The organism is Streptomyces sp. NPDC037054 (assembly GCF_055606745.1).
Genome location: NZ_JBVJSJ010000011.1, coordinates 176575 through 201212, shown reverse-complemented (window position 1 = coordinate 201212; position 24638 = coordinate 176575). Strand labels below are relative to the sequence as shown.

The window sequence follows — 24638 nt, the reverse complement described above, 5'->3', positions numbered from 1 at the left end:
GGGTCAGATCCGGTAGCCCGAGCCGGGGACCGTGACGATGACGGGCGGCTCGCCCAGCTTGCGGCGCAGGGTCATCACGGTCACGCGCACCACGTTCGTGAACGGGTCCGTGTTCTCGTCCCAGGCCTTCTCCAGGAGCTGCTCGGCGGAGACGACGGCGCCCTCGCTGCGCATCAACACCTCCAGGACGGCGAACTCCTTGGGCGCGAGCTGGATCTCCTTGCCGTCGCGGAAGACCTCGCGGCGGTTGGGGTCGAGCTTGATGCCGGCGCGCTCCAGGACCGGCGGCAGGGGCAGGCTGGTGCGCCGGCCGAGGGCACGCACGCGTGCGATGAGCTCGCTGAACGCGAAGGGCTTGGGCAGGTAGTCGTCGGCGCCGATCTCCAGGCCCTCGACACGGTCGCTGACGTCGCCCGACGCGGTGAGCATGAGCACGCGCGTGGGCATGCCGAGCTCCACGATCCGGCGGCAGACGTCGTCGCCGTGCACGAGCGGGAGGTCGCGGTCGAGGACGACCACGTCGTAGTCGTTGACACCGATGCGCTCCAGGGCGGCCGCGCCGTCGTACACGACGTCGACGGCCATGGCCTCCCGGCGCAGTCCGGTGGCCACCGCATCGGCGAGCAGTTGCTCGTCCTCGACGACGAGTACGCGCACGTCGCTGGTCCTTCCTGGCTGGCCGCCCGCGCACGGGGTGTCCCCGGGCGTGCGCGGGCAGGGGTCTTGGTGAGTGTGTTGCCTCCATCCTGCCCTTTTCGGCCATAAGTCGGCGGTAAGGCGGGCGCCGGGCGGGACGACGGGTGGGGCGGGGGAAGCCGACGGATGCCGGCGCATGGTCGTGGGAATGCGAGATTTTCTCGCGCTGTTGAGGTTTCCGCGGAAGGGCCCGGGGGGAGGACGGCTTTACACCCCGCGATCACCCTCTGCTCGTACCGCCCGACCATGCGGTACGAAAGATCCGCTTTCCGCAGGGCGGGCGTGGGTGTCCGGCACCGTCGCCGCCCCCGGTCGAGCGGCACCGGGCATCCGCTTGAGGCGTGATCGCCCCTCCGTACAGGGCACACCCCCGTGCCACCGACCCACGACCCAGGACGAGGGGGCGCAGCATGGACGCTTTCACCGCAGGACTTCTGCAGCGCATAAGGGCGACCGAGTCGGATCTCTCGCGGGCTCGTGACGAGGGCGACGACTTCCTCGTCGAGGTGGAGCAGGGCGAGCTCGACGACCTGCGCCGCCTCGCCGCCGAGCACGGCGTCGAGGTCGGCACCACCGTCTGATCCGACCGAAGCATCCTCCGCGCGCGACGGGGCCCCGGCGAATCCATCGCCGGGGCCCCGTCGCGTCCGCCGTCGCCGTGGTCGCCGTCAGTCGTGCCAGGCGCCGTGGTCCTCCAGGAGCCGCTGGAGGGGCTCGAAGACGCCCGGCGTGCCCGCGACCGTCAGGTCGCTTGAGGGGCGCTGCCCGGGGCGGCCGCCGGTCAGCGCGCCGGCCTCCCGGGCGATCAGGTCGCCGGCCGCCCAGTCCCAGGCGTTGAGTCCGCGCTCGTAGTAGCCGTCGAGGCGCCCGGCGGCCAGGTCGCACAGGTCGACCGCGGCCGAGCCGCCCCGCCGGATGTCGCGCAGCCGCGGGATCAGCTTCGCGGCGACCTCGGCCTGGTGGGCGCGGACGTCGGCGACGTAGTTGAAGCCGGTGGACACCAGGGCCTGGTCCAGCGGCGGGGCGGGGCGGCAGGCGAGCCTGCGCTCCCCCACCCACACCCCCGAGGCGTAGGCGCCCTTTCCGCGTACGGCGTGGAAGGTCTCGCCGCGCATCGGGGCCACGACGACGCCGACGACGGTCTCGCCGTCCTGCTCGGCGGCGACGGAGACCGCCCAGGTCGGCAGCCCGTACAGGTAGTTGACCGTGCCGTCCAGCGGGTCGACGACCCAGCGGACGCCGCTCGTGCCCTCCGTGGCGGCGCCCTCCTCGCCGAGGAAGCCGTCGTGCGGGCGGCGGTCGGCGACCAGGCTGGTGATCAGCTTCTCCGCCGCGATGTCCATCTCGGTGACCACGTCGATCGGGCTGGACTTGGTGGCCGCCACCGCGAGGTCGGCGGGGCGGCCGTCGCGCAGCAGCTCGCCCGCGCGGCGGGCCGCCTCCAGGGCGATCTCCAGCAGTTCCGAGTGCAGGGGGTCGGTCACGGGGCTCCTCAGACGTAGGGGGTCGTCAGGCGTAGAGCGGTCGTCAGGCGTGAGCGGACATCACGCGTAAGGGCTGTCGGCGCCCGCGGCGGCGGGCCGGGGGGCGCGGGCCGGGCAGCAGCCGACCGGGCACAGGTGGTGGCTGGGGCCGAGCGCGCCCAGGGCGCAGGGCGTGACGGCCCGGCCGCTCTCGGCGGCGGCCCGCTCCAGGACGAGGTCGCGCACGGCGGCGGCGAAGCGGGGGTCGGCGCCGACGGTCGCCGAACGGCGCACCGGCAGGCCGAGTTCCGCCGCCTTGGCCGTGGCCTCCGTGTCGAGGTCGTAGAGAACCTCCATGTGGTCGGAGACGAAGCCGATGGGGGCCATGACGACGGCCGGGACGCCCGCCGCGTGCCGCTCCTCCAGGTGGTCGCAGATGTCGGGCTCGAGCCACGGGATGTGCGGGGCGCCGGAGCGGGACTGGTAGACGAGCTGCCAGGAGTGGTCGACGCCGGTGCGCTCGCGGACGGCGTCGGCGATCAGCCGTGCCACGTCGAGGTGCTGCTTGACGTAGGCGCCGCCGTCGCCGTGGTCCTCGGCCGGGCCGGAGGTGTCCGCCGCCGAGGTCGGGATGGAGTGGGTGGTGAACGCGATGTGCGCGCCGTCGCGGACGTCGTCGGGCAGATCGGCCAGGGAGCGCAGCACACCGTCGATCATGGGCTCGACGAAGCCGGGGTGGTTGAAGTAGTGCCGCAACTTGTCGATCCTCGGCGGCTCCAGGCCCTCGCCCTCCAGGGTGGCGAGCGCGTCGGCGAGGTTCTCGCGGTACTGCCGGCAGCCCGAGTAGGACGCGTACGCGCTCGTGGCGAGGACCAGGACGCGGCGGCGGCCGTCGCGGACCATTTCGCGCAGGGTGTCCGTGAGGTACGGCGCCCAGTTGCGGTTGCCCCAGTAGACGGGCAGGTCCAGGCCGTGGCCCGCGAAGTCCTTGCGCAGGGCGTCCAGGAGGGCGCGGTTCTGGTCGTTGATCGGGCTGACCCCGCCGAACAGGAAGTAGTGCTGCCCGACTTCCTTCAGGCGTTCCTTCGGGATGCCGCGCCCGCGCGTCACGTTCTCCAGGAACGGGACCACGTCGTCGGGGCCTTCGGGGCCGCCGAACGAGAGCAGGAGCAGGGCGTCGTAGGGGGTGGCATCGAGCGCGTCTGGCATGGGTCGATCCTGCCACCCGGCACCGACAGCCGGGAAACGGCGGGGTGACACGTGCGCGCCGGGCGGCCGACCAGGGAATCCGTGGTGCGTTAGGGTCACCTAACCCGTAAGCTGTATCGACTGCGCTCGCACCTTACTGAGGCCCCTTCGGAGACACCGTTGCCCAGCCCTTACCGCGCCCTGTTCGCCGCCCCCGGCTCCAAGGGTTTCTCCGCCGCCGGGTTCCTCGGCAGGATGCCGCTGTCGATGATGGGCATCGGCGTCGTCACGATGGTCTCCCAGCTCACCGGCCGGTACGGCCTCGCGGGCGCGCTGTCGGCCACCATCGCGCTGTCGGCGGCGGTGGCGGGCCCGCAGGTGTCCCGGCTGGTGGACCGGCACGGGCAGCGCCGGGTGCTCCGCCCGGCCACGCTGGTCTCGCTCGTCGCCGCGGCGGCGCTGCTGCTGGCCGCGCACTACCGCTGGCCGGACTGGGTGCTGTACGTGTGCTGTGTCGGCGTGGGCTGTGTGCCGAGCGTCGGCGCCATGATCCGGGCCCGCTGGGCCGCCCTGTACCGCGGCACCCCGCAGTTGCACACCGCGTACTCCTTCGAGTCCGTGGTGGACGAGATCTGCTTCATCTTCGGGCCGATCATCTCCATCGGCCTGTCCACGGCATGGTTCCCCGAGGCCGGGCCGCTGCTCGCCGCATGCTTCCTGGCGGTCGGCGTGTTCTGGCTGACCGCGCAGCGCGCCACCGAGCCGGAGCCGCACCCGCGCGAGAGCAAGGGCGGCGGCACGGCCATGCGCTCCGCCGGACTGCGGGTGCTGGTCGGCACGTTCGTCGCGACCGGGGCGATCTTCGGGGCGGTCGACGTGGTCACGGTGGCCTTCGCCGAGGAGCGCGGGCACAAGGGCGCGGCGAGCGTCGTCCTGGCGTTGTACGCGGCGGGATCCTGCGTGGCGGGGGCGGTGTTCGGGCTGCTGCGCTTCGCGGGGGCGCCCGAGCGCCGCTGGCTGCTGGGCGTGTGTGCGATGGCCGTGAGTATGATCCCCCTCCTACTGGTCGGGAACCTGCCGTTTCTGGCCGTGGCGCTGTTCGTTGCGGGTCTGTCCATCGCTCCCACGATGATCACGACGATGTCCCTCATCGAAGAGCACGTACCACGCGCGCAGCTCACCGAGGGCATGACCTGGGTGAGCACGGGACTCGCGGTCGGGGTCGCGCTCGGCTCCGCCGGGGCCGGCTGGGTGATCGACGCGGCCGGGGCGCGCGCGGGGTACGGGGTTCCGGCGGCCGCCGGGGCCGTCGCGGTCGTGGTCGGGTTGCTGGGGTACCGCCGGCTCAAGCGGCCGGCTCCGGGTCGGGGAGGCTCCGTTGGGCAGCACAGCGAGCGGGAAGAGCGGAACGTGGCGTAACTGGGGCGGCAACGTCTCGGCCCGTCCCGCGCGGGAGGCCGCCCCGGCCTCGGTCGACGAACTCGCCGACGCCGTACGGCGGGCGGCGGAGGACGGGCTGCGCGTGAAGGCCGTGGGCACCGGGCACTCCTTCACCTCCATAGCCGCGACGGACGGACTGTTGATACGCCCTCATCTGTTGACGGGCATACGCAACATCGACCGCGAGAACATGACGGTCACGGTGGAGGCCGGCACCCCGCTCAAGCGACTCAACGTGGCGCTGGCGCGCGAGGGCCTGTCGCTGGCCAACATGGGCGACATCATGGAGCAGACGGTCTCCGGCGCGACCAGCACCGGCACGCACGGCACCGGCCGGGACTCCGCGTCGATCGCCGCCCAGATCACGGCGCTCGAACTGGTCACGGCCGACGGCTCGGTGCTGACCTGCTCCACCGAGGAGAACGCGGAGGTCTTCGCCGCCGCCCGCGTCGGCCTCGGCGCGCTGGGCGTCGTCAGCGCGATCACGTTCGCCGTGGAGCCGATCTTCCTGCTCACGGCCCGCGAGGAGCCCATGCCCCTCGGCAGGGTCCTGGCCGAATTCGACGAACTGTGGGCCGAGAACGAGCACTTCGAGTTCTACTGGTTCCCGCACACCGAGCGCTGCCACACCAAGCGCAACAACCGCAGCGCGGGCCCCGAGCGTCCCGTCGGCCGGGTCGGCGCCTGGATCGAGGACGAGTTCCTCTCCAACGGCGTCTGGCAGGCGGCCAATCTCGTGGGCCGCGCGGTTCCGGCCACGGTTCCCGGCATCGCGAAGATCGCCAGCCGCGCCTGGTCGTCCCGGACGTACACCGACATCCCCTACAAGGTCTTCACGTCTCCGCGCCGGGTGCGCTTCGTGGAGATGGAATACGCCGTCCCGCGCGCGGCGGTGGGCGAGGTCCTGCGCGAACTGAAGGCCGTGGTCGACCGCTCGGACCTGCGCGTCAGCTTCCCCGTCGAGGTGCGCACGGCCCCGGCCGACGACATCACGCTGTCCACGGCGTCCGGACGCGACAGCGCCTACGTCGCCGTCCACATGTTCCGCGGCACGCCCTACCGGGCCTACTTCACGGCCGCCGAGCGCGTGTTCACGGCGCACGAGGGGCGCCCGCACTGGGGCAAGGTGCACACCAGGGACGCCGAGTACTTCGCGCGCCTGTACCCGCGCTTCGGCGAGTTCACGGAACTCCGGGACCGCCTGGACCCGGAACGGCGGTTCCAGAACGACCACTTGCGCAGGGTCCTGGGGGCGTAGCGGGCGGGGCGCCGGGCGGCGTCGTCAACACCTCGAAGGCCTTCGCTCCGTTTCGGGTGATCGCGTGAAGTACACCACGTTCAAGATCGGGGAATCGGGGCAACGGGCGGCCAAGTCGCGCCCCTTGCCAGAAGTCGGGCGGCGTGCCAATCCACGCACGTGGCCCAAATGGAGTACTGTTGCGAGCCCTGGGTCCGGTCTCCCGTAGGGTGCACGGGGCCTCATGGACCGCCGGGAGGGGGCTAGTTGCACAGGGTGACGCAGTTGGTCACTTAGCGTTGCGAATAGGTAACCGTGCCATAACGGCGATCCAGGGCCCGCGCCCGACACGCCGGGCAACTCGGCAAGGTTGTGGCAGGCTGCACCCGGGCAGGCCACACTCGACTAGCGGAAGCAGCGACGCACGTGACGTCGGCAGGCACCACCCGGGAGGTCCCCATGCCCGAACTGCGTGTCGTGGCCGTCTCGAATGACGGCACACGGCTGGTGCTGAAGGCTGCGGACAGCACGGAGTACACGCTTCCGATTGACGAACGGCTCCGCGCCGCCGTGCGCGGCGACCGTCCCCGCCTCGGCCAGATCGAGATCGAGGTGGAGAGCCATCTCCGCCCCCGCGACATCCAGGCGCGTATACGAGCCGGCGCGACCGCGGAAGAGGTCGCGCAGATGGCCGGCATCCCCGTGGACCGCGTGCGCCGCTTCGAGGGCCCCGTCCTCGCCGAGCGCGCCTTCATGGCCGAGCGCGCCCGCAAGACCCCCGTGCGCCGTCCCGGCGAGAACTCCGGTCCGCCGCTGGGCGAGGCCGTCCAGGAGCGGCTGCTGCTGCGCGGCGCCGAGAAGGACACCGTCCAGTGGGATTCCTGGCGCCGCGACGACGGCACCTGGGAGGTCCTGCTGGTCTACCGGGTCGCGGGCGAACCACACTCGGCGAGCTGGACGTACGACCCGCCCCGGCGGCTCGTCCAGGCCGTCGACGAGGAGGCGCGCTCGCTGATCGGCGAGTCCGACGACCTCGCCGCCTCGGAGCCGAGCTTCCCGTTCGTGCCGCGCATCGCCCGGCTGCCGCGCGACCGTCCACTGGACCGCGCCCTGGACCGGGAGCGTCCGAGCCTGCCCGCGCAGCCGTCCGAGCCCTCCGAGGAGAACACGGCCACCGCGTCCGCGGGCGAGCGTGAACGGGACTCGCTGACCAGCCTGCTGGAGGCCGTGCCGAGCTTCCGGGGCGACCTGGTGGTCCCCGAGCGGCCCACGGAGCCCGAGGCGGACGACCAGCCGGAGCCCGAGGCGGAGGAGCCGCCCGCGCCCGCGGCGTCGGCCGGTTCGGCCTACGCCGATGTGCTCATGCCGCGTTCCGTCGGCAGCCACCGCGACCGCCTGATCGGTTCCACCGACCGCCAGGCCGAGGCGGACGGCGTCCGACCGGGCCGCCGCGCCGCCGTGCCCAGCTGGGACGAGATCGTGTTCGGGACGCGGCGCAAGAAGCAGGAGTAGCCGGAGAGTTGTGCGTAGGGCCCCGCGCCGGACGGCACGGGGCCCCTTCGTTCGCCTGGCGCCCCCGGAGCGCCTGAGGCACCCACGCGCGTGCGGCTACTGCGGGTCGGGACCCACCGCGACCGGCCGCCCCGGGTCCGAGGACCACTCCGACCACGAGCCGACGTACAGCGCGGCCGGGATGCCCGCCACGGCCAGGGCCAGCACCTCGTGGGCGCCGGACACGCCGGAGCCGCAGTACACGCCGACGTCCGACCCGCCGGACGCGCCGAGCGCCTCGAATCGCGCCCGCAGTTCCTCCGCGGGCAGGAACCGCCCGTCCGCCGTGACGTTGTCGGTCGTCGGCGCGGACACGGCGCCCGGAATGTGCCCGCCGACCGGGTCGATCGGCTCCACCTCGCCCCGGTACCGCTCCCCCGCGCGCGCGTCGAACAGCACGCCGGATCGCGCCAACGTCGCGGCGCCGTCTGCGTCCAGCAGCCCCGCCGCACCCGGTGCTGGTGCGAAGTCGCCCTCGGCCGGCGCCGGCACCGAGGTCTCCAGGGGCCCCTGCCAGGCCGGCAACCCCCCGTCGAGCACTCGCACGTTCGGGTGACCCGTCCAGCGCAGCAGCCACCACGCGCGTGCCGCGGCCCAGCCCTGCCCACCGTCGTACGCGACGACGGGCCGCCGCGCCGACACGCCCGCCCGGCGCATCGCGGCGCCGAACACCGCGAGATCGGGCAGCGGATGCCGGCCACCCGTGCCCGGCTCGCCGGCCAACTCCCTGTCCAGGTCGACGAAGACGGCACCGGGCAGGTGGCCGGCCGCGTACGCGGCACGCCCGTCGAAGGCCGGCTCACCGGCCGCCCTGGCGACGCTCAACTGCCAGCGCACGTCAAGCAGGACTGGCGGGTTCTCACCCGCGAGTTCGCTCGCGAGTTCGGATGCGGAGATGATGGCGTTCATGGCCACCATCCTTGCGCACGGGGTGGCCGAGTCGTCCATGTCCGGCTAATCTGCTCGGCCGGACAGTCTCGGTCACGTGGCGTACGGGATCGAGCACATGCTGTACAGCCGATCAACACCCGCCGACGCGCTCGGAAGCGGACGGGCAGCCGCAAGCCGGACGTTCCCGGACACGGGGCGCGTCGGAGCACACGGCGCGGCGGGTGGTGCGACCATCGGCACGGGGGCGGCGAGCGGACGCGAACACGGCCACCGCGAGGGGCCGAGAAGAGAGTGACGATGACCGACGCACGGGGGTCGGCCGGCCTGCACGGCGCGGGACAGCCCAGGTACGCGCCCGGCACGCCCTGCTGGGTGAGCCTGATGGTGCACGCGGTGGCCGCGACCCAGGACTTCTACGGGGCGCTGTTCGGCTGGGAGTTCAGACCCGGCCCGCAGCAACTCGGCCCGTACGTGCGGGCCCTGCTCGACGGACACGAGGTGGCCGGCATCGGCCAGCTGCCGCCGGACCGTCATCTGCCCGTCGCCTGGACGCCGTACCTCGCCTCCGACGACGTGGACGCGACGGCCGACACGGTGCGGCTGTGCGGCGGCACGCTCGGGGTGGGTCCGCTGGACGCCGCGGACGCCGGGCGGCTGGCGATCGGCTCCGACCCGTCGGGCGCGGTCTTCGGCATCTGGCAGGCCGCCGAGCACCTCGGCACGGCGGTCACCGGCGTACCCGGCACGCCCACCTGGAACGAGCTGCTGACCTACGAGACGGCGAACACCGCCAAGTTCTACGCGTCGGTGTTCGGCTACGACGACCCGGGCGAGGAGACGGACGAGGTCGCCGCCGACGGCGACTACGTGACCCTGCGCCTCGACGGCCGCCCTGTGGCCGGCATCCGCGGCATGGGCACCGGACTCCCGCGGGACCGCGGCCCGCACTGGATCACGTACTTCGAGGTCGCCGATCTCGACGAGGCCCTCAAGCAGGTGGCGGAGCTGGGCGGTCACGTCCTCGGGCCGGCCGGGGACAGCCCGCAGGGTCGGGTGGCCACCGTGGCGGATCCGGAGGGGGCGCGGTTCTCGCTGCTGTGCGGCTCGCGCTGACGCCGCGCCCGCGACGGTCGTCGGCGGGCGGGGCCGGTCAGGCCCGCGGAACCGGCAGCACGTCCGGGGACAGCGCCGCCGCCCGTGCCGTGGCGGCCGTCATCCGGCGGCGGTGGTGCCGGCGGCACAGCACCTCGTAGCCGATCTCGTCCGCGGACTTCGTGACGTCGCCGACGACCACCTGGGCGCCCTCGACCACCATGACGCCGCCCACGGTGCGGGCGTTGTGCGTGGCGCGGGCACCGCACCAGCACAGGGCCTCCACCTGGAGCACCTCGACGCGGTCGGCGAGCTCCACCAGCCGCTGGGAGCCGGGGAAGAGCTTGCTGCGGAAGTCGGTCGTGATCCCGAAGGCGTAGACGTCGAGTTCCAGGTCGTCCACCACGCGCGCGAGCTGGTCGATCTGTTCCGGCGCGAGGAACTGCGCCTCGTCGGCGATGACGTAGTCGGCGCGCCCGCCGCGCGAGAGGTGCTCGACCAGATAGCCGTACAGGTCGGTGCCGTCCTCGACCTCCACCGCATCGGTGACCAGGCCGAGGCGTGAGGACAGCTTGCCCTCGCCGGCCCGGTCGTTCCGCGTGAAGATGATGCCGGACAGGCCGCGCGCCGAGCGGTTGTGCTCGATCTGGAGAGCCAGCGTCGACTTCCCGCAGTCCATCGTTCCGGAGAAGAACACCAGCTCGGGCATGGGGGGTTGAGCACCTTTCGGCGATACGGCAGGTGATGCGGGTCGGTCAGGAGCGTACTTCGAGCAACGGGACCAGTTGCTCGGCGGGGGTCAGCGAACCGTGGTTGCCGACCATCGAGGACTCCTTCGGCTCCCGCTCCGAGGCGATGAGCAGCACGTCGTCCCGGGCGGCGGCCACGACGTCGCCGATGCGGTCGTACACGCGGTCGTCGATGCGCGGGCCGAACCAGCCCGCCGCGATCGCCTCGTCGCGCGAGGCCACCCAGAACTGCTCGCCGAGCACCTCGCGCCAGCAGGTCAGCACGTCGTTCTGGGCGCCCGGGACCGCGTAGACGTGCCGGGCGCGGCCCTCGCCGCCGAGCAGGGCGACGCCGGCGCGCAGCTCCCAGTCGTGGTCGAAGTCGAGGCGGTGGTCCTCGTCGAACGGCACGTCGATCATGCCGTGGTCGGCGGTGACGTAGAGCGCGGTGCGCGGCGGGAGCTGCTCGGCGAGGCGCTGCACCAGCCGGTCGACGTACATGAGCTGGCCGCGCCAGGTGTCGGAGTCGACGCCGAAGCGGTGCCCGGCGCCGTCGACCTCGGCGTAGTACGTGTAGACCAGGGAGCGGTCGGCGGCGGCCAGCTGCTCGGCCGCGTGGTCCATGCGGTCCTCGCCGGAGAGCCGGCCGTGGAACGTGCCTCCGCTGAGGGCGACCTTGGTCAGCGGGGTGTTCTCGAAGGTCGGTGAGGTCACCTGCGCGGCGTGCACGCCCGCGTCGTGGGCCAGCTGGAAGACCGTCGGGTACGGCTGCCAGGGGCCGGGCGGGGTCCAGGGCTGCCAGCGCAGCTGGTTCATCAGCTCGCCGGTCTCGGGGTTGCGCACCGTGTAGCCGGGCAGGCCGTGGGCGCCGGGCGGCAGGCCGGTGCCGACCGAGGCGAGGGAGGTGGCGGTGGTCGCCGGGTAGCCGGCGGTGATCGGGCGTCCGGTGCCGCCGCGCGAGGTGGCGAGCAGGGAGGTCATGAAGGGCGCCTCGTCCGGGTGCGCCCTGAGCTGCTCCCAGCCGAGGCCGTCGATCAGGAAGACGCAGTTCCGGTCGGCGGGGGTGAGCTCGGGGATCACGGCGCTCGTGCCGGGCACGCCCATGCCGGCCGCGAGCGTGGGCAGCAGGTCGGCGAGCGAGCCGCTGCCGTACGCGGGCAGGGGTGCGGAGTCGAGGGCGAGCGGTTCCGGGTGGTGGTCCCAGGCTGCGGGCTGCGCCATCAGTGCGTCGGATCCGCGGTCGCCTCGGAGAGCGCCTGCGCGAAGACGAGCGCCTGGCGCACCGTCTCCGGGCCGTCCCCGGCCTCGCTGACGCGCAGGCTGAGGTCGTCCGCCGTCGAGTTGCCCGTGTAGCCGTGGTCCGCCTCGCAGTTGGGGTCGCCGCAGGCGGCGGGCTCCAGGTCGATGCGGGAGACGGCGCCCCAGCCGATGGTGAGCACGATCTCGCGGGGCAGGGTGCCCGGCGTGTACGACTCGGGGTTGGCCACGACGCGGCTGACGACGATGGACGAGATCCGGCTGAGCTTCACGGACTCGGTGGACGTCGTCGCGTACGGCGTCGGGGAGGTGCTGTCGGCGGCCTGCTCGTCGGTGTGGCTGACGATGAAGCGGTTGCCGGTGAGGACGAGCACCGTCACGTGCCGGCGCACCTCGTTCTGGTCGAACGTCGTCTCCTGGTGGACCAGGTACGACCGGACGGGCTCGCCGCCCACGGCGGCCTCCACCGCCTCGGCCACGAGGGCCGGGTAGTAGCCGCTGCGCTCGATCGCCGCACGCAGCCCCTGGGTCGTCGTACTGGTCTTGGCCATGCGCCCATCCTACGGGGGACCGCTGACTGCGAGGCACCGCTCGGGCCGGTCCGGATGGGTCCCCGCGCGGCTTCCCGGACGATGCGGCGGCGGCTCGGCGGTGGTGCCGCTCAGTACGCCGGGAGGGTACGGGGCCCCAGGTCGTCGCGGGCGGGGGGCGGGGCGAGGCGCACCGAGGCGGCCAGGACGCTGAGCCCCTGCTGAGCGACGACGACGGGCTCCAGAGTGACCGCGACGACCTCGGGATGGTCGTCCACCAGGCGAGACACTCTCAGTAGCAATTCCTGCAGCGCGGGTGTGTCGACCGGGGTGGAGCCGCGCCAGCCGAACAGGAGGGGTGCCGTCCGGATGGAGCGCACCAGGGACGTCGCCTCGCGGTCGGTGACCGGAATGAGCCGGTGTGCGGTGTCTCCGAGCAGTTGGGAGGCGGCTCCGGCGAGTCCGAAGGAGAGCACGGCGCCGGCCGCCGGGTCGATCACAGCCCGCACGACGGTGTCCACGCCGCGTGGCGCCATCCGCTGCACCACCGGGCGCAGCTCCTCCGGCGTGCCGAACAGCCCGGTCAACTCGGCGTACGCCCGGCGCAGTTGGTCCTCGTCGGTGAGGTCGAGGCGTACGCCGCCGAGGTCGGCGCGGTGCCTCAGGTGCGGGGCGGTGGCCTTGAGGGCGACCGGGTAACCGAGGGTGCGGGCTGCCTCGGCCGCGGCGTCGGGGGTGGGGGCGGGCAGGGCGCGGTGGACGTGGATGCCGTACTTGCCGAGCAGTTCGCAGGTGTCGTCCGTGCCGAGCGTGAAGCCCTGCGCACGCGCGAGGAGGCCGTCAATCTGTTCGGCGGCGCCCTTCTCGTCGATGTCGTCGAAGTCGGGCACCTTGCCGGGGTCGGCGGCGTCCCGCCGCCACTGCGCGTACCGGACGGCCTCGGCGAGGGCCCGCACCGCGCGCTCGGCGGCCGGGTAGGCGGGGATGAGGCGGGAGTCGGCGGGCGTGGGGGCGGGGGCCGTGGGCGTGGCCGGTGGTCCGCCGGGGGTGGTGGGTGCCGTGGGCGTGGTGGGCGGCGTGGGTCCCGTGGGCGCGACCGGTGGTCCGCCGGGGGTGGTGGGTGCCGTGGGTGTGACGCGCGTGGTGGGCGGCGTGGGCGTGGCCGGTGGCGCGGCTGGGGTGGCCGGGGGTGCGGACGGGGCGCCGCCCGGGGGGCCGGCGGCGGCCTGCGGTGCCGTGCTGGCCGCCGCCGAGAGGGCGCTCGCGAGGCCGCCCAGCTCCACGTGCACCACGAGCACCGGCTTGGACGGCACCGTCGCCGCGGCCGACCGCAGCGCCTCGGCGAGCGCCGCGTCCCCCGCGGAGTCCTCGCCGACCGTGGGGATCGCGGTCACGACGACCGCGTCGGAGGTGTCGTCGGCGAGCGCGCGGGACAGTGCCGCGTGGAAGTCACCGGGGCCGGCGCCGGTCGTCAGGTCCAGGGGCGGCTGCGGGCGCAGGCCCTCGGCGAGGCAGGCGTCGTAGGTCAGCAGGCCGAGCGATTCGGAGTTGCCGAGGATCGCCACGCGCGGGCCGGTCGGCAGGGGCTGCCGGGCGAGGAGCAGGCCGGCGTCGACCAGTTCGGTGATGGTGTCGACGCGGATCACGCCGGCCTGGCGCAGCAGCTCCGACACCGTGGCGTGCGGCAGCCGGGTCGCCCGGACGGCGTGTCCCGGCGGGGCCGCGCCGCCGTGCCGGGCGCCCTGGACGACGACGAGCGGTTTGGCCGCGGCCGTGCGCCGGGCGAGGCGGGTGAACTTGCGGGGGTTGCCGATCGACTCCAGGTACATCAGGGCGACGTCGGTGTCCGGGTCGTCGTACCAGTACTGGAGGACGTCGTTGCCCGAGACGTCGGCGCGGTTGCCGGAGGAGACGAACGTCGAGACGCCCGTGACGCCGGTGACGCCGCCGCCGCGGCGGTGCAGCCGGGAGAGCAGGGCGATGCCGATGGCGCCGGACTGGGCGAACAGGCCGATGCGGCCGGGCCTCGGCATCTCGGGGGCGAGGGAGGCGTTGAGGCGGACCCGGGCGGAGGTGTTGATGATGCCGAAGGCGTTCGGGCCGATGATCCGCATGCCGTACGTGCGCGCGTGGCGTACGAGTTCGCGCTGGCGCTCGCGGCCCTCGGGACCGCTCTCGGCGTATCCGGCGGAGACCACGACGAGTCCGCGCACGCCGTGCTCGCCGCACTCGGTGACGACCCGCGGCACGTGGTCGGCGGGCACGGCGACGACGGCGAGGTCGACCGGTTCGCCGATGTCGCCGACCGAGCGGTGGGCGAGGACGCCGTCGATCTCCTTCTGCCCTTCCGGCAGGGCCCGGTTCACGGCGTGCAGGCGGCCGGTGAAGCCGGCGTCCCGGATGTTGCCGAGGATGCTGCGGCCCACTCCGCCGGGGGTGCGGCCGACGCCGATGACGGCCACGGAGCCCGGCGTCAGCAGCCGTTGCACGGAGCGGGCCTCGGCGCGGTGTTCGCGCGCGTACTGCACGGCGAGGGAGCGGTCGGTCGGTTCGAGGTCGAACTCCAGGCGGACCACGCCGTCCTCGAAGCTGCGCTTCTGGGTGTAGCCCGCGTCCGTGAACACCTTGATCATTTTGGTGTTGGCGGGCAGCACCTCGGCGGCGAAGCGGCGGATGCCGCGCTCCCGGGCGACTGCCGCGATGTGTTCGAGCAGGGCGGAGGCGACGCCGCGGCCCTGGTGGGCGTCCTGCACGAGGAAGGCGACCTCGGCCTCGTCGGCGGGGGCCGAGGCGGGTGTGCCGTCGGTGCCGATGCGGTCGTAGCGTACGGTGGCGATGAACTCGCCGCCCACCGTGGCCGCGAGTCCCACCCGGTCCACGAAGTCGTGGTGCGTGAAGCGGTGGACGTCCTTCGCGGACAGGCGCGGGTAGGGCGCGAAGAAGCGGTAGTACTTCGACTCGTCGGAGACCTGCTCGTAGAAGCTCACCAGGCGCTCGGCGTCGTCGACGGTGATGGGCCGGACGCGCGCCGTGCCGCCGTCGCGCAGCACCACGTCCGCCTCCCAGTGGGCGGGGTACTCGTGCCGGTCCGACGAGGTCTGCATGGGCCCCAGAGTACGGCTCGCGTACGACAACGGCGCGAGGCAGTCTGTGGAGGAACAGCCGCCACGTCGAGGACGTGGACAATGACGGCACACCGGACCGAGGCCGCGGTCCGGAGCCGATGTGGGAAACTGGTCTAGACAACCCTGAACACCTGAAGGGCAGCATCACATGGCTGAGCGCCGCGTCAACGTCGGCTGGGCCGAGGGTCTCCACGCCCGCCCCGCCTCCATCTTCGTCCGAGCCGCCACGGCCGCAGGCGTCCCGGTGACGATCGCCAAGGCCGGGGGCGACCCCGTCAACGCGGCGTCCATGCTGGCCGTCCTCGGTCTCGGCGCCCAGGGCGGCGAGGAGATCGTGCTGGCGTCCGACGCCGAGGGCGCCGACGCCGCCCTCGACCGTCTGGCGAAGCTGGTCGCCGAGGGACTCGAGGAGCTTCCCGAGACCGTCTGAGCCACCGGGCGACGACAACGACGGAACCGCGCCCCCGCCTTTTCGGCGGGGCGCGGTTCTGTTGTTTTCCGCGGCGCGGATGCGGGCATGCGAAAGCAGCGCGACAGGGAATTCACGCCGCGCGAGAAAAAGGGCACGCCGAATAGCCCTCGCTGAATATCTCTTCTTTGTATACGGCGCTCGTGTTAATGCCGCAGGCTCGGTGTGTTTACGGAATGTTGCGAGTTCCTCACACGGTCCGGGCGCTCGCCCCGGGACCCGAACCGCAGCCGGTGCGCGGCGGCGGAGCGCTCGGTGTGCAGCGCGGTGACGGCACGCGCGCGCTCGCTGTCGCCGCGGGCCACGGCGTCGACGATCGCGCCGTGCTCCGCCCAGGAGTCCGCCGGGTTCGCGGACGCCTCCACCGCGTACATCCACGCGATCTTGTGGCGCAGCTGGGTCAGCATCGAGCCCAGCGCCTGGCTGCCGGCCGCCTGGGCGAGCGTCTCGTGGAACCAGCCGCCCAGGGAGCGCAGGTCGTCGCTGTTGCCGCGCCGGGCGCGCTCCTGGCCGAGCCGGACCAGGCCGCGCAGCACCTTCAGGTGGGCCTCGGTGCGCCGCTGGGCGGCCCGGGAGGCGCCGAGCGGCTCCAGCAGCAGCCGCATCTCCAGCAGGTCGGCGGCCTCCTGCTCGGTCGGTTCGGCCACGCACGCGCCCGCGTGCCGCCGGGTCACCACGAACCCCTCGGCCTCCAGGGTGCGCAGCGCCTCCCGGACGGGGACGCGTGAGACGCCGTAGCGGCGGGCGAGGAGTTCCTCGGTGAGCCGGCTGCCGCGCTCGTAGACACCCGCGACGATGTCGTCCCGGATCGCCGTGCACACCGAGTGCGCCGGAATACGCATGACCGACCTCCGCCTTAATCCCCGTGAAACGCCGACGATGGACGCGTGTTCCGTGACTCTATTGCAATGAGCCGGAATTTCCGACGGCAGGCAGAAATCCATGGACACTTTTTGCGTGCGGGGCGGCCCGAAACGCCGAAAGCCCCGGCCGGTGGGCCGGGGCCGGGCGGGAGACGTTCCCGGGCTTCGGTCGCGTCAGACGCCGACGCCGTGGGAGCGCAGGTAGGCGACGGGGTCGATGTCGGAGCCGTACTCCTGTGACATCCGGGCCTCGAAGTGCAGGTGCGCGCCGGTGACGTTGCCGGTCGCGCCGGACAGGCCGATCTGCGTGCCGGGCGTGACCTGCTGGCCGACCGAGACGCCGATGGACGACAGGTGGCCGTACTGGGTGTACGTGCCGTCGTTCATCCGGATGACGATCTGGTTGCCGTACGCGCCGCCCCAGCCGGCCTCGACGACGGTGCCCATGCCGACCGCACGGACGGGCGTGCCGCTCGCGGCGTGGAAGTCGACGCCGGTGTGGCTGCCGGAGGACCAGACGGCGCCGCCGCTCTTGTAGCCGGTGGAGACGTACGAACCGGCGATCGGCGAGACGTACGTGGTGAGGCGCTTGCGCTCGGCCTCGCGGGCGGCGCGCTCCTTGGCCTCGCGGGCCCGTTCGGCGGCCTCCTCGGCGGCCTGCGCGGCCCTCTCGCGGGCGGCCTCGGCGGCCTTGCGCTCCGCCTCCGCGACCTCGGCGGCGTGCTCCTGGGCCGCGACCTGGGCGTCGATCTGCTCGGCGATCGCGTCGCCGATGTCGACGACGGGGGTGAGACCGGTCTGCTCGGCGGCCGGTTCGGCGGCGAGCGCCGGGGCCGTGAGGGTGCCGACGACGCCGGTGGCGGCGAGGGCCGCCACACCCGCCGCGCGGGCGGTGGAGCGCTGTATGCGGCTGGGACGACGGTGCTTCCCGGTGGCGCGCGTGAACGCCATGTAGAGGCTTGTCCTTTCCTTCCCTCTCGCCTACCGGGTTAGCTGACGGGTTCGGAGCAGGAAGGTCTCCTACGGACCCCCTCGCGGCACGCGCGGGCGTCCGATTCACCCCAGGGACTGCGATGCGGGTCCCCGGCTCCCCTGGCTCGCGCCGTACGGGGACTCGGCGATGGCTGTCCGGTGCCGCGGGTGCGGCGCACTGCCTGACGGACAGCCCGGATGAACCTAAAGGGGACATCTTTCAATCCCCAAACGGATCCGGCCTTTTGTAGCGCATGCCACAGGGCAGACAGGCAGTCTCTCCCCCAATCCTCACCAATTCCGGCATACAGGGGCCCCGGTGGCGCTTCCGCCCCCGGGGCCCCTGGTTCACCCGTGGTTCTGACGGGCCGTCGGCGCGCGTCCTACTCCGCGGAGACCACGCTGACCGCGCCGATGCCTAGGGCCTCGACGGGCGCCTTGATCTGCGCCGCGTCGCCCACGAGGACGGTCACGAGCCGGTCGCCGGGGAAGGCGCTGACGACGGCCGCGGTGGCCTCCACGGTGCCGGTCGCGGCGAGCTGCCGGTACAGCGTGGCCTGGTAGTCGTCGGGCAGGTGCTGCTCGACCTGGTCGGCCAGCGTGCTCGCGACGGCCGCCGCCGTCTCGTACTTGAGCGGCGCGACACCCACCAGGTTCTGCACGGCGACGTCGCGTTCGGCGTCGGTGAGGCCCTGAGCGGCGAGCGTGCGCAGCACCGTCCACAGGTCCGCGAGGGCCGGCCCGGTGTTCGGGGTGTCGACGGAGCCGCTGATGGCGAGCATCGCGGCGCCCGAGCCGTCCGGGGCGGACCGCAGGACCTGCGCGAACGCCCGCACACCGTAGGTGTAGCCCTTCTCCTCGCGCAGGACGCGGTCCAGGCGGGAGGTGAGCGTGCCGCCCAGGCAGTACGTGCCGAGCACCTGCGCCGGCCACACGCGGTCGTGGCGGTCCGGGCCGACGCGGCCGATGAGCAGCTGCGTCTGGACGGCGCCGGGCCGGTCCACGATCACGACGCGGCCGGTGTCGTCGGCGGTCACCGGCGGCACCGGGCGGGCGGCGGCCGTGGAGCCGGTCCACGCGCCGAGCGTATCCGCGAGCAGGGCATCCAGGTCGGTGCCGGTGAGGTCGCCGACGACCACGGCCGTGGCGGTGGCGGGCCGGACGTGCCGCTCGTAGAAGGCGCGCACCGCCGCCGCGTCGACCGCGGCGACCGTGTCCTCGGTGCCCTGGCGAGGGCGCGACATGCGCGAGTCCGCCGGGAACAGCTCCTTGGACAGCTCCTTGGCGGCCCGCCGCGCCGGGTTGGCCAGCTCGTGCGGGATCTCGTCGAGGCGGTTGCGGACGAGCCGCTCGACCTCGCTGTCGGCGAACGCGGGCGCCCTGAGGGCGTCGGCGATCAGGCCGAGGCCCTTGGCCATGCGGGAGGCGGGCACCTCCAGGCTGAGGCGGACGCCGGGGTGGTCGGCGTGCGCGTCGAGCGTGGCGCCGCAGCGCTCCAGCTCGGCGGCGAACTCCTCGGCGGAGTGCTTGTCGGTGCCCTCGGAGAAGGCGCGCGCCATGATCGTGGCGACGCCGTCCAGGCCGGCGGGCTCGGCCTCCAGGGGCGCGTCCAGGAGGATCTCGACGGCGACGACCTGCTGGCCGGGGCGGTGGCAGCGGAGCACCGTGAGGCCGTTGTCGAGCGTGCCGCGCTCGGGCGCCGGGAACGCCCACGGCTTGGGCTCGCCGCCCTGCGGCTGGGGGTGGAAGTCCATGGGGGCCAGGTCGGTCACTTGGCCATCTCCTCGTTCTCGTCGGTGGCGTCGGAGGTGGCGTCGGAGCCGTCGGCGTCCGCTTCGGCTTCGGGCGCCGTCGGCTCGTAGACGAGCACCGCGCGGTTGTCGGGGCGCAGGCGGGCCTTGGCGACCTCCTGGACCTCCTCTGCGGTCACGTCGAGGACACGCTGCACGGCCGTCAGGGCGAGCTGCGGGTCGCCGAACAGGACCGCGTACCGGCACAGTTCGTCGGCGCGGCCCGCGACCGTGCCGAGGCGGTCCAGCCACTCGCGCTCCAACTGGGCCTGGGCGCGCTCCATTTCCTCGGCGGTGGGGCCCTCCTCGGCGAACCGGGCGAGCTCCTCGTCGATCGCGGTCTCGATGACCGGCACCTCCACGTCGCCGGACGTCTTCACGTCCAGCCACCCCAGGGAGGGCGCCCCGGCGAGCCGCAGCAGGCCGAAGCCGGCCGCGACGGCCGTGCGGTCGCGCCGCACCAGGCGGTTGTAGAGGCGGGACGACTCACCGCCGCCGAGGACGGTCAGCGCCAGGTCGGCCGCGTCGCACGCGCGTGTGCCGTCCTGCGGCAGGCGGTAGGCCGCCATCAGCGCCCGCGCGGGGACCTCCTCCTCGACGACCTCGCGCAGCTGCTCGCCCATGACGTCCGGCAGCGTGCCGTCGCGCGGGGCGGGCTTGCCGTCGTGCCCGGGGATGGAGCCGAAGTACTTCTCGATCCAGGCCAGCGTCTGCTCCGGGTCGATGTCGCCGACCACCGAGAGCACGGCGTTGTTGGGCGCGTAGTAGGTCCGGAAGAACGCGCGCGCGTCCTCCAGCGTCGCCGCGTCCAGGTCGGCCATGGAGCCGATCGGAGTGTGGTGGTAGGGGTGGCCCTCGGGGTAGGCGAGGGCGGTCAGCTTCTCGAACGCCGTGCCGTACGGCACGTTGTCGTAGCGCTGGCGGCGTTCGTTCTTGACGACGTCGCGCTGGTTCTCCATCGACTCCTCGTCGAGGGCGGCCAGCAGGGAGCCCATGCGGTCGGCCTCCAGCCAGAGGGCGAGCTCCAGCTGGTGGGCGGGCATGGTCTCGAAGTAGTTGGTGCGCTCGAAACTGGTGGTGCCGTTGAGCGAGCCGCCCGCGCCCTGCACCAGCTCGAAGTGACCGTTGCCCTTGACCTGGGCGGAGCCCTGGAACATCAGGTGCTCGAAAAGGTGAGCCAGGCCGGTGCGCCCCTTGACTTCGTGGCGCGAGCCGACGTCGTACCAGAGGCACACCGCCGCGACCGGGGTCAGATGGTCCTCGGAGAGCACCACGCGCAGGCCGTTGGCCAGGCGGTGCTCGGTCGCTGTCAGGCCGCCGGAGCCTGCCTGGGCTGTGGCCGTGTGACCCATGGGCATGTACGTCCCTTCGATCGCGGAACAACAATGGAAAACCGCAGAATGCTGCCGGTCCTGCCACTGTATGCAAGCGTGCGGACCCGCGGCGAAGTTCCCGCAGCGCGTACGCCGAGAGCGAGAAGCGGGTTCCCCCGTGCGAGGGCGTAACCTGCGGGCAGCGCCGGGCCGGGGCCCCCGTCTCGGGTCCTGGTCGGTCGCTGTCAGTGCCGCGGTCCACAATGGTCCGCGTCAGACCCGTCCGTTCACGCTTCAGCAAGAGTGAGCCGGAGGGGCGACGTGAGCGCCCCGTAGGCGAACGACCGGAAATCAGAAGGAGCCGGCAGCGATGGCCCGCCGTAGTACGAAGACCCCGCCGCCCGACGACTCGTACGAGGAGAAGATCCTCGACATCGACGTCGTCGACGAGATGCAGGGCTCCTTCCTCGAGTACGCGTACTCGGTCATCTACTCCCGCGCACTGCCCGACGCCCGCGACGGCCTCAAGCCGGTGCACCGCCGCATCGTCTACCAGATGAACGAGATGGGGCTGCGCCCCGAGCGGGGTTACGTGAAGTGCGCCCGCGTCGTCGGCGAGGTGATGGGCAAGCTGCACCCGCACGGCGACGCGTCGATCTACGACGCGCTGGTGCGCATGGCGCAGCCCTTCTCCATGCGCGTCCCGCTGGTCGACGGCCACGGCAACTTCGGCTCGCTGGGCAACGACGACCCGCCGGCCGCCATGCGGTACACCGAGTGCCGCATGACCGAGGCGACCAGCCTGATGACCGAGTCCATCGACGAGGACACGGTCGACTTCGCGCCGAACTACGACGGCCAGGAGCGGGAGCCGGTCGCCCTGCCGGCCGCGTTCCCGAACCTCCTGGTGAACGGCGCCTCGGGCATCGCGGTCGGCATGGCCACGAACATGCCGCCGCACAACCTGCGCGAGGTCATCGCCGCGGCCCGCCACCTGATCCGGCACCCGAACGCGGATCTCGACGCCCTGATGAAGCACGTCCCGGGCCCGGACCTGCCGACCGGCGGCCGCATCGTCGGCCTGTCCGGCATCCGCGACGCCTACGAGACCGGCCGCGGCACGTTCAAGATCCGCGCGACGGTCACCGTGGAGAACGTGACGCCCCGCCGCAAGGGTCTCGTCGTCACGGAGCTGCCGTTCGCGGTCGGCCCCGAGAAGGTCATCGCCAAGATCAAGGACCTCGTCGGCGCGAAGAAGCTCCAGGGCATCGCCGACGTCAAGGACCTCACCGACCGCCAGCACGGCCTGCGCCTGGTCATCGAGATCAAGAACGGCTTCGTGCCGGAGGCGGTCCTCGAGCAGCTCTACAAGCTGACGCCGATGGAGGAGTCCTTCGGCATCAACAACGTCGCGCTGGTGGACGGCCAGCCGCTCACGCTGGGTCTGAAGGAACTGCTGGAGGTCTACCTCGACCACCGCTTCGAGGTCGTGCGGCGCCGCTCGGAGTTCCGCCGCGGCAAGAAGCGCGACCGGCTGCACCTGGTCGAGGGCCTCCTGACGGCCCTGGTCGACATCGACGAGGTCATCCGGCTGATCCGCTCCAGCGACAACTCCGCCGAGGCCAAGCAGCGCCTGATCGAGCGCTTCTCGCTGAGCGACACGCAGACGCAGTACATCCTCGACACGCCGCTGCGCCGGCTCACCCGGTACGACCGGATCGAGCTGGAGGCGGAGCAGGACCGGCTGAACGCGGAGATCGAGGAGCTGACCCGGATCCTCGACTCGGACGCGGAGCTGCGCAAGCTGGTCTCGAATGAACTGGCCGGCGTCGCCAAGAAGTTCGGCACCGACCGGCGCACGCTCCTGCTGGAGTCGGCGGGCGTCCCGGCCGCCGTGCCGCTCCAGGTCGCGGACGACCCGTGCCGGGTGCTGCTGTCCTCGACGGGCCTGCTGGCCCGCACGGCGAACGGCGAGCCGTTCCAGGAGGACGCCAACGCCAAGCGCGTCAAGCACGACGTGATCGTCTCGGCCGTCCCGGCCACGGCGCGCGGCGAGATCGGCGCGGTCACCTCGACGGGCCGCCTCCTGAGACTGAACGTGGTCGACCTCCCGCAGCTCCCGCAGGAGATGCCGACGGCGAACCTGTCGGGCGGCGCGCCGCTCGCCGAGTTCGTGTCCCTGGAGGACGACGAGACGGTGGTGTGTCTGACGACGCTGGACGAGTCGTCGCCGGGTCTCGCGCTCGGCACGGAGCAGGGCGTCGTGAAGCGTGTCGTGCCCGACTACCCCTCGAACAAGGAGGAGTTGGAGGTCATCACGCTCAAGGAGGGCGACCGGATCGTCGGCGCGGTGGAGCTGCGCACCGGCGAGGAGGACCTGGTCTTCATCACGGACGACGCGCAGCTGCTGCGCTTCCAGGCCTCGCAGGTCCGCCCGCAGGGCCGTCCCGCGGGCGGTGTGGCGGGCGTGAAGCTCGCCGAGGGCGCGAAGGTCATCTCGTTCACGGCCGTCGACCCGGCGGCGGACGCGGTGGTGTTCACGGTCGCCGGCTCGCGGGGCACGCTGGACGACTCCGTGCAGACGACGGCGAAGCTGACGCCGTTCGACCAGTACCCGCGCAAGGGCCGCGCCACCGGCGGCGTGCGCTGCCAGCGGTTCCTGAAGGGCGAGGACTGCCTGTCGCTTGCCTGGGCGGGCGCGGCGCCGGCGCGGGCCGCGCAGAAGAACGGCACCCCGGCCGAACTGCCCGAGATCGACCCGCGCCGCGACGGCTCGGGCGTGTCGCTGGCGAAGACGGTGTCGGTGGTGGCGGGCCCGGTCTAGAACGAGACGTCGTCAGTGAGGTCCGGGTCCTGCGCGTCGGGGTCCGGACCGTCCGGGTGCTGTACGTAGCGCAGGACGCCCCACATGCCGTGCTCGTCGGCGGTGTGCGGGGCGTCGCTGCGGCAGGCGTCGAGTTCCTTGCCGAGGGCGGGGGTGTCGATGCCGGAGCCGATGAGGACGAGCTGGGTGAGGCGCTCCTCGGTCGCGGGCCACGGCTCCGGGTAGAAGCGCAGGAACCGGCCGACGGCGTGCACGGCGTACCGGTTGCGGCTGTCGGACGCGCCGAAGTCGACGTAGCCCTTGATCCGGTACAGCCCCTCGGGCCGGCTGTCGAGGAACGCGATGAGCCGGCGGGGGTCGAGGGGCACGTCGGAGGTGAACGCCAGGCTGTCGTAGCCGGCGTGCAGATGCCCGGCGTGGGCGTGTGAGTCGCCCGCGTCGTGGTCGCCCTGGTGCAGGTCGTCGAAGGACAGTTGACCGACGCGCTCCTCGCTGGGCCGGCAGTCGAAGAGGAATTCCGGGTCGACGCGGCCGTACGTCGCCGGGACGACGGCGGCGCGGTCGACCAGGGACCGTACGAGGCCGAGGACGCGCTCGGGGTCGGGCGCGCGGTCGAGCTTGTTGACGACGACGAGGTCGGCGAGGGCGAGATGCCGGTCCAGCTCGGGGTGCCGGGCACGGGTGTCGTCGAACTCGGCGGCGTCGACGACCTCGACGAGCCCGCCGTAGACGACGTCCGGGTTCTCGCTCGCCAGCACCATGCGCACGAGTTCCTGCGGCTCGGCGAGGCCGCTCGCCTCGATGACGACGACGTCGATGCCGGCCTCGGGACGGGCCAGGCGCTCCAGGTACTCGTCCAGTTCACTGGCGTCGACGGCGCAGCACAGGCAGCCGTTGCCGAGCGAGACGGTGGAGTCGCCGAGCGCGCCCGCCACGGCCATCGCGTCGATCTCGATGGCCCCGAAGTCGTTGACGACGGCGCCGATGCGGCTGCCTCCGCTGCGGTGCAGCAGATGGTTGAGCAGGGTGGTCTTCCCGGAGCCGAGGAACCCGGCGAGGACGACGACCGGGATCTGTGGACGCGGACTGTGACCCAACGTGCGACCTCTCTGACACCGACCCGTACCCCGGCTCACGCCCGGGGCACAGGCATGAGGAATGACTGCCGCCCCAGGATACGAGCCGGAGGAATCACCGTTTGATCCCACG

General features: G+C 72.9%; 20 protein-coding genes and 1 riboswitch. Of the genes, 7 read left to right on the top strand and 13 right to left on the bottom strand.

Going from position 1 to position 24638, the window contains the following annotated elements; all coding sequences use genetic code 11:
• Window positions 1-3: 3 nt before the first annotated feature.
• Window positions 4-657, bottom strand: coding sequence for a response regulator transcription factor (locus tag ACZ7D7_RS25385; protein ID WP_470827185.1), 654 nt, complete (start codon window positions 655-657; stop codon window positions 4-6).
• A 449-nt stretch (window positions 658-1106) separates the two neighbouring features.
• Between ACZ7D7_RS25385 and ACZ7D7_RS25380 the strand changes: the two genes are divergently transcribed.
• Window positions 1107-1277 carry a hypothetical protein gene (locus ACZ7D7_RS25380; RefSeq protein ID WP_470827184.1) on the top strand — a complete coding sequence of 57 codons (171 nt, stop codon included), beginning with the start codon at window positions 1107-1109 and terminating at the stop codon, window positions 1275-1277.
• Window positions 1278-1364: 87 nt separating this feature from the next.
• On the opposite strand, the gene ACZ7D7_RS25375 is transcribed toward ACZ7D7_RS25380, so the two are convergent.
• The gene (locus ACZ7D7_RS25375; RefSeq protein ID WP_470827183.1) at window positions 1365-2180 is read right to left on the bottom strand and encodes an inositol monophosphatase family protein; all 816 of its coding nucleotides are present in this window, start codon (window positions 2178-2180) and stop codon (window positions 1365-1367) included.
• A gap of 60 nt (window positions 2181-2240) precedes the next feature.
• The gene (locus ACZ7D7_RS25370) at window positions 2241-3368 is read right to left on the bottom strand and encodes a ferrochelatase (RefSeq protein WP_470827181.1); all 1128 of its coding nucleotides are present in this window, start codon (window positions 3366-3368) and stop codon (window positions 2241-2243) included.
• 159 nt (window positions 3369-3527) lie between these two features.
• Between ACZ7D7_RS25370 and ACZ7D7_RS25365 the strand changes: the two genes are divergently transcribed.
• The 3 genes from ACZ7D7_RS25365 to sepH all read left to right on the top strand — a co-directional run bounded on the left by ACZ7D7_RS25365 (window position 3528) and on the right by sepH (window position 7536).
• Window positions 3528-4766, top strand: coding sequence for an MFS transporter (locus ACZ7D7_RS25365; protein WP_470827180.1), 1239 nt, complete (start codon window positions 3528-3530; stop codon window positions 4764-4766).
• A complete protein-coding gene (locus ACZ7D7_RS25360) occupies window positions 4726-6045 on the top strand; it encodes a D-arabinono-1,4-lactone oxidase (RefSeq protein ID WP_470827179.1) in 1320 nt (439 codons plus the stop codon). The genes ACZ7D7_RS25365 and ACZ7D7_RS25360 overlap by 41 nt, the downstream gene beginning before the upstream one ends.
• Before the next feature lie 438 nt (window positions 6046-6483).
• On the top strand, window positions 6484-7536 hold the full coding sequence (gene sepH / locus ACZ7D7_RS25355) for a septation protein SepH (RefSeq protein WP_470827178.1): 1053 nt from the start codon (window positions 6484-6486) through the stop codon (window positions 7534-7536).
• 96 nt (window positions 7537-7632) lie between these two features.
• Here the strand turns inward: sepH and ACZ7D7_RS25350 are convergent, their stop codons facing one another.
• On the bottom strand, window positions 7633-8484 hold the full coding sequence (locus tag ACZ7D7_RS25350; protein WP_470827176.1) for a sulfurtransferase: 852 nt from the start codon (window positions 8482-8484) through the stop codon (window positions 7633-7635).
• A 279-nt stretch (window positions 8485-8763) separates the two neighbouring features.
• Between ACZ7D7_RS25350 and ACZ7D7_RS25345 the strand changes: the two genes are divergently transcribed.
• Entirely contained in the window at window positions 8764-9579 is an 816-nt protein-coding gene (locus ACZ7D7_RS25345) for a VOC family protein (RefSeq protein WP_470827175.1), read from the top strand.
• Window positions 9580-9616: 37 nt separating this feature from the next.
• On the opposite strand, the gene ACZ7D7_RS25340 is transcribed toward ACZ7D7_RS25345, so the two are convergent.
• The 4 genes from ACZ7D7_RS25340 to ACZ7D7_RS25325 all read right to left on the bottom strand — a co-directional run bounded on the left by ACZ7D7_RS25340 (window position 9617) and on the right by ACZ7D7_RS25325 (window position 15177).
• Window positions 9617-10267 (bottom strand): thymidine kinase, encoded by a 651-nt coding sequence (locus ACZ7D7_RS25340; RefSeq protein WP_470827174.1) that lies wholly within the window; start codon window positions 10265-10267, stop codon window positions 9617-9619.
• A 46-nt stretch (window positions 10268-10313) separates the two neighbouring features.
• Entirely contained in the window at window positions 10314-11507 is a 1194-nt protein-coding gene (locus tag ACZ7D7_RS25335; protein WP_470827172.1) for an alkaline phosphatase family protein, read from the bottom strand.
• Window positions 11507-12094: a DUF5998 family protein gene (locus ACZ7D7_RS25330; RefSeq protein ID WP_279549550.1), complete on the bottom strand. Its 588-nt coding sequence runs from the start codon at window positions 12092-12094 to the stop codon at window positions 11507-11509. Before ACZ7D7_RS25330 ends, ACZ7D7_RS25335 begins: the two co-directional genes overlap by 1 nt.
• Window positions 12095-12204: 110 nt before the next feature.
• Window positions 12205-15177 carry a bifunctional acetate--CoA ligase family protein/GNAT family N-acetyltransferase gene (locus tag ACZ7D7_RS25325; protein WP_470827170.1) on the bottom strand — a complete coding sequence of 991 codons (2973 nt, stop codon included), beginning with the start codon at window positions 15175-15177 and terminating at the stop codon, window positions 12205-12207.
• A gap of 169 nt (window positions 15178-15346) precedes the next feature.
• Between ACZ7D7_RS25325 and ACZ7D7_RS25320 the strand changes: the two genes are divergently transcribed.
• Window positions 15347-15628, top strand: coding sequence for an HPr family phosphocarrier protein (locus ACZ7D7_RS25320; RefSeq protein WP_205079543.1), 282 nt, complete (start codon window positions 15347-15349; stop codon window positions 15626-15628).
• A 185-nt stretch (window positions 15629-15813) separates the two neighbouring features.
• On the opposite strand, the gene ACZ7D7_RS25315 is transcribed toward ACZ7D7_RS25320, so the two are convergent.
• The 4 genes from ACZ7D7_RS25315 to ACZ7D7_RS25300 form a co-directional block, all read right to left on the bottom strand.
• Window positions 15814-16509 carry a GntR family transcriptional regulator gene (locus tag ACZ7D7_RS25315; RefSeq protein WP_470827169.1) on the bottom strand — a complete coding sequence of 232 codons (696 nt, stop codon included), beginning with the start codon at window positions 16507-16509 and terminating at the stop codon, window positions 15814-15816.
• A 195-nt stretch (window positions 16510-16704) separates the two neighbouring features.
• Window positions 16705-17481, bottom strand: coding sequence for a M23 family metallopeptidase (locus ACZ7D7_RS25310; RefSeq protein WP_470827168.1), 777 nt, complete (start codon window positions 17479-17481; stop codon window positions 16705-16707).
• Window positions 17482-17493: 12 nt separating this feature from the next.
• Window positions 17494-17660: riboswitch (cyclic di-AMP (ydaO/yuaA leader) on the bottom strand.
• A gap of 225 nt (window positions 17661-17885) precedes the next feature.
• Complete coding sequence (locus ACZ7D7_RS25305) at window positions 17886-19274, bottom strand: M16 family metallopeptidase (protein ID WP_470827167.1); 1389 nt, start codon at window positions 19272-19274, stop codon at window positions 17886-17888.
• Complete coding sequence (locus ACZ7D7_RS25300; protein ID WP_470827166.1) at window positions 19271-20650, bottom strand: M16 family metallopeptidase; 1380 nt, start codon at window positions 20648-20650, stop codon at window positions 19271-19273. The genes ACZ7D7_RS25305 and ACZ7D7_RS25300 overlap by 4 nt, the downstream gene beginning before the upstream one ends.
• 325 nt (window positions 20651-20975) lie before the next feature.
• Here ACZ7D7_RS25300 and ACZ7D7_RS25295 point away from each other — a divergent pair, with 325 nt between their 5' ends.
• Window positions 20976-23429, top strand: coding sequence for a DNA gyrase/topoisomerase IV subunit A (locus tag ACZ7D7_RS25295; protein ID WP_470827165.1), 2454 nt, complete (start codon window positions 20976-20978; stop codon window positions 23427-23429).
• Here the strand turns inward: ACZ7D7_RS25295 and ACZ7D7_RS25290 are convergent.
• Window positions 23426-24526 (bottom strand): CobW family GTP-binding protein, encoded by a 1101-nt coding sequence (locus ACZ7D7_RS25290; RefSeq protein ID WP_470827164.1) that lies wholly within the window; start codon window positions 24524-24526, stop codon window positions 23426-23428. The two genes, ACZ7D7_RS25295 and ACZ7D7_RS25290, sit on opposite strands and share 4 nt — an antisense overlap.
• Between the last annotated feature and the right edge of the window lie 112 nt (window positions 24527-24638).

Bases quoted from the DNA above. Each gene is read 5' to 3' on its own strand.
- ACZ7D7_RS25320 (WP_205079543.1), top strand. From the start codon at position 15,347: ATGGCTGAGCGCCGCGTCAACGTCGGCTGGGCCGAGGGTCTCCACGCC.
- ACZ7D7_RS25370 (WP_470827181.1), bottom strand. From the start codon at position 3,368: ATGCCAGACGCGCTCGATGCCACCCCCTACGACGCCCTGCTCCTGCTC.
- sepH (WP_470827178.1), top strand. From the start codon at position 6,484: ATGCCCGAACTGCGTGTCGTGGCCGTCTCGAATGACGGCACACGGCTG.
- ACZ7D7_RS25295 (WP_470827165.1), top strand. From the start codon at position 20,976: ATGGCCCGCCGTAGTACGAAGACCCCGCCGCCCGACGACTCGTACGAG.
- ACZ7D7_RS25310 (WP_470827168.1), bottom strand. From the start codon at position 17,481: ATGGCGTTCACGCGCGCCACCGGGAAGCACCGTCGTCCCAGCCGCATA.
- ACZ7D7_RS25335 (WP_470827172.1), bottom strand. From the start codon at position 11,507: ATGGCGCAGCCCGCAGCCTGGGACCACCACCCGGAACCGCTCGCCCTC.
- ACZ7D7_RS25325 (WP_470827170.1), bottom strand. From the start codon at position 15,177: ATGCAGACCTCGTCGGACCGGCACGAGTACCCCGCCCACTGGGAGGCG.
- ACZ7D7_RS25350 (WP_470827176.1), bottom strand. From the start codon at position 8,484: ATGAACGCCATCATCTCCGCATCCGAACTCGCGAGCGAACTCGCGGGT.
- ACZ7D7_RS25345 (WP_470827175.1), top strand. From the start codon at position 8,764: ATGACCGACGCACGGGGGTCGGCCGGCCTGCACGGCGCGGGACAGCCC.
- ACZ7D7_RS25330 (WP_279549550.1), bottom strand. From the start codon at position 12,094: ATGGCCAAGACCAGTACGACGACCCAGGGGCTGCGTGCGGCGATCGAG.
- ACZ7D7_RS25315 (WP_470827169.1), bottom strand. From the start codon at position 16,509: ATGCGTATTCCGGCGCACTCGGTGTGCACGGCGATCCGGGACGACATC.
- ACZ7D7_RS25380 (WP_470827184.1), top strand. From the start codon at position 1,107: ATGGACGCTTTCACCGCAGGACTTCTGCAGCGCATAAGGGCGACCGAG.
- ACZ7D7_RS25340 (WP_470827174.1), bottom strand. From the start codon at position 10,267: ATGCCCGAGCTGGTGTTCTTCTCCGGAACGATGGACTGCGGGAAGTCG.
- ACZ7D7_RS25300 (WP_470827166.1), bottom strand. From the start codon at position 20,650: ATGCCCATGGGTCACACGGCCACAGCCCAGGCAGGCTCCGGCGGCCTG.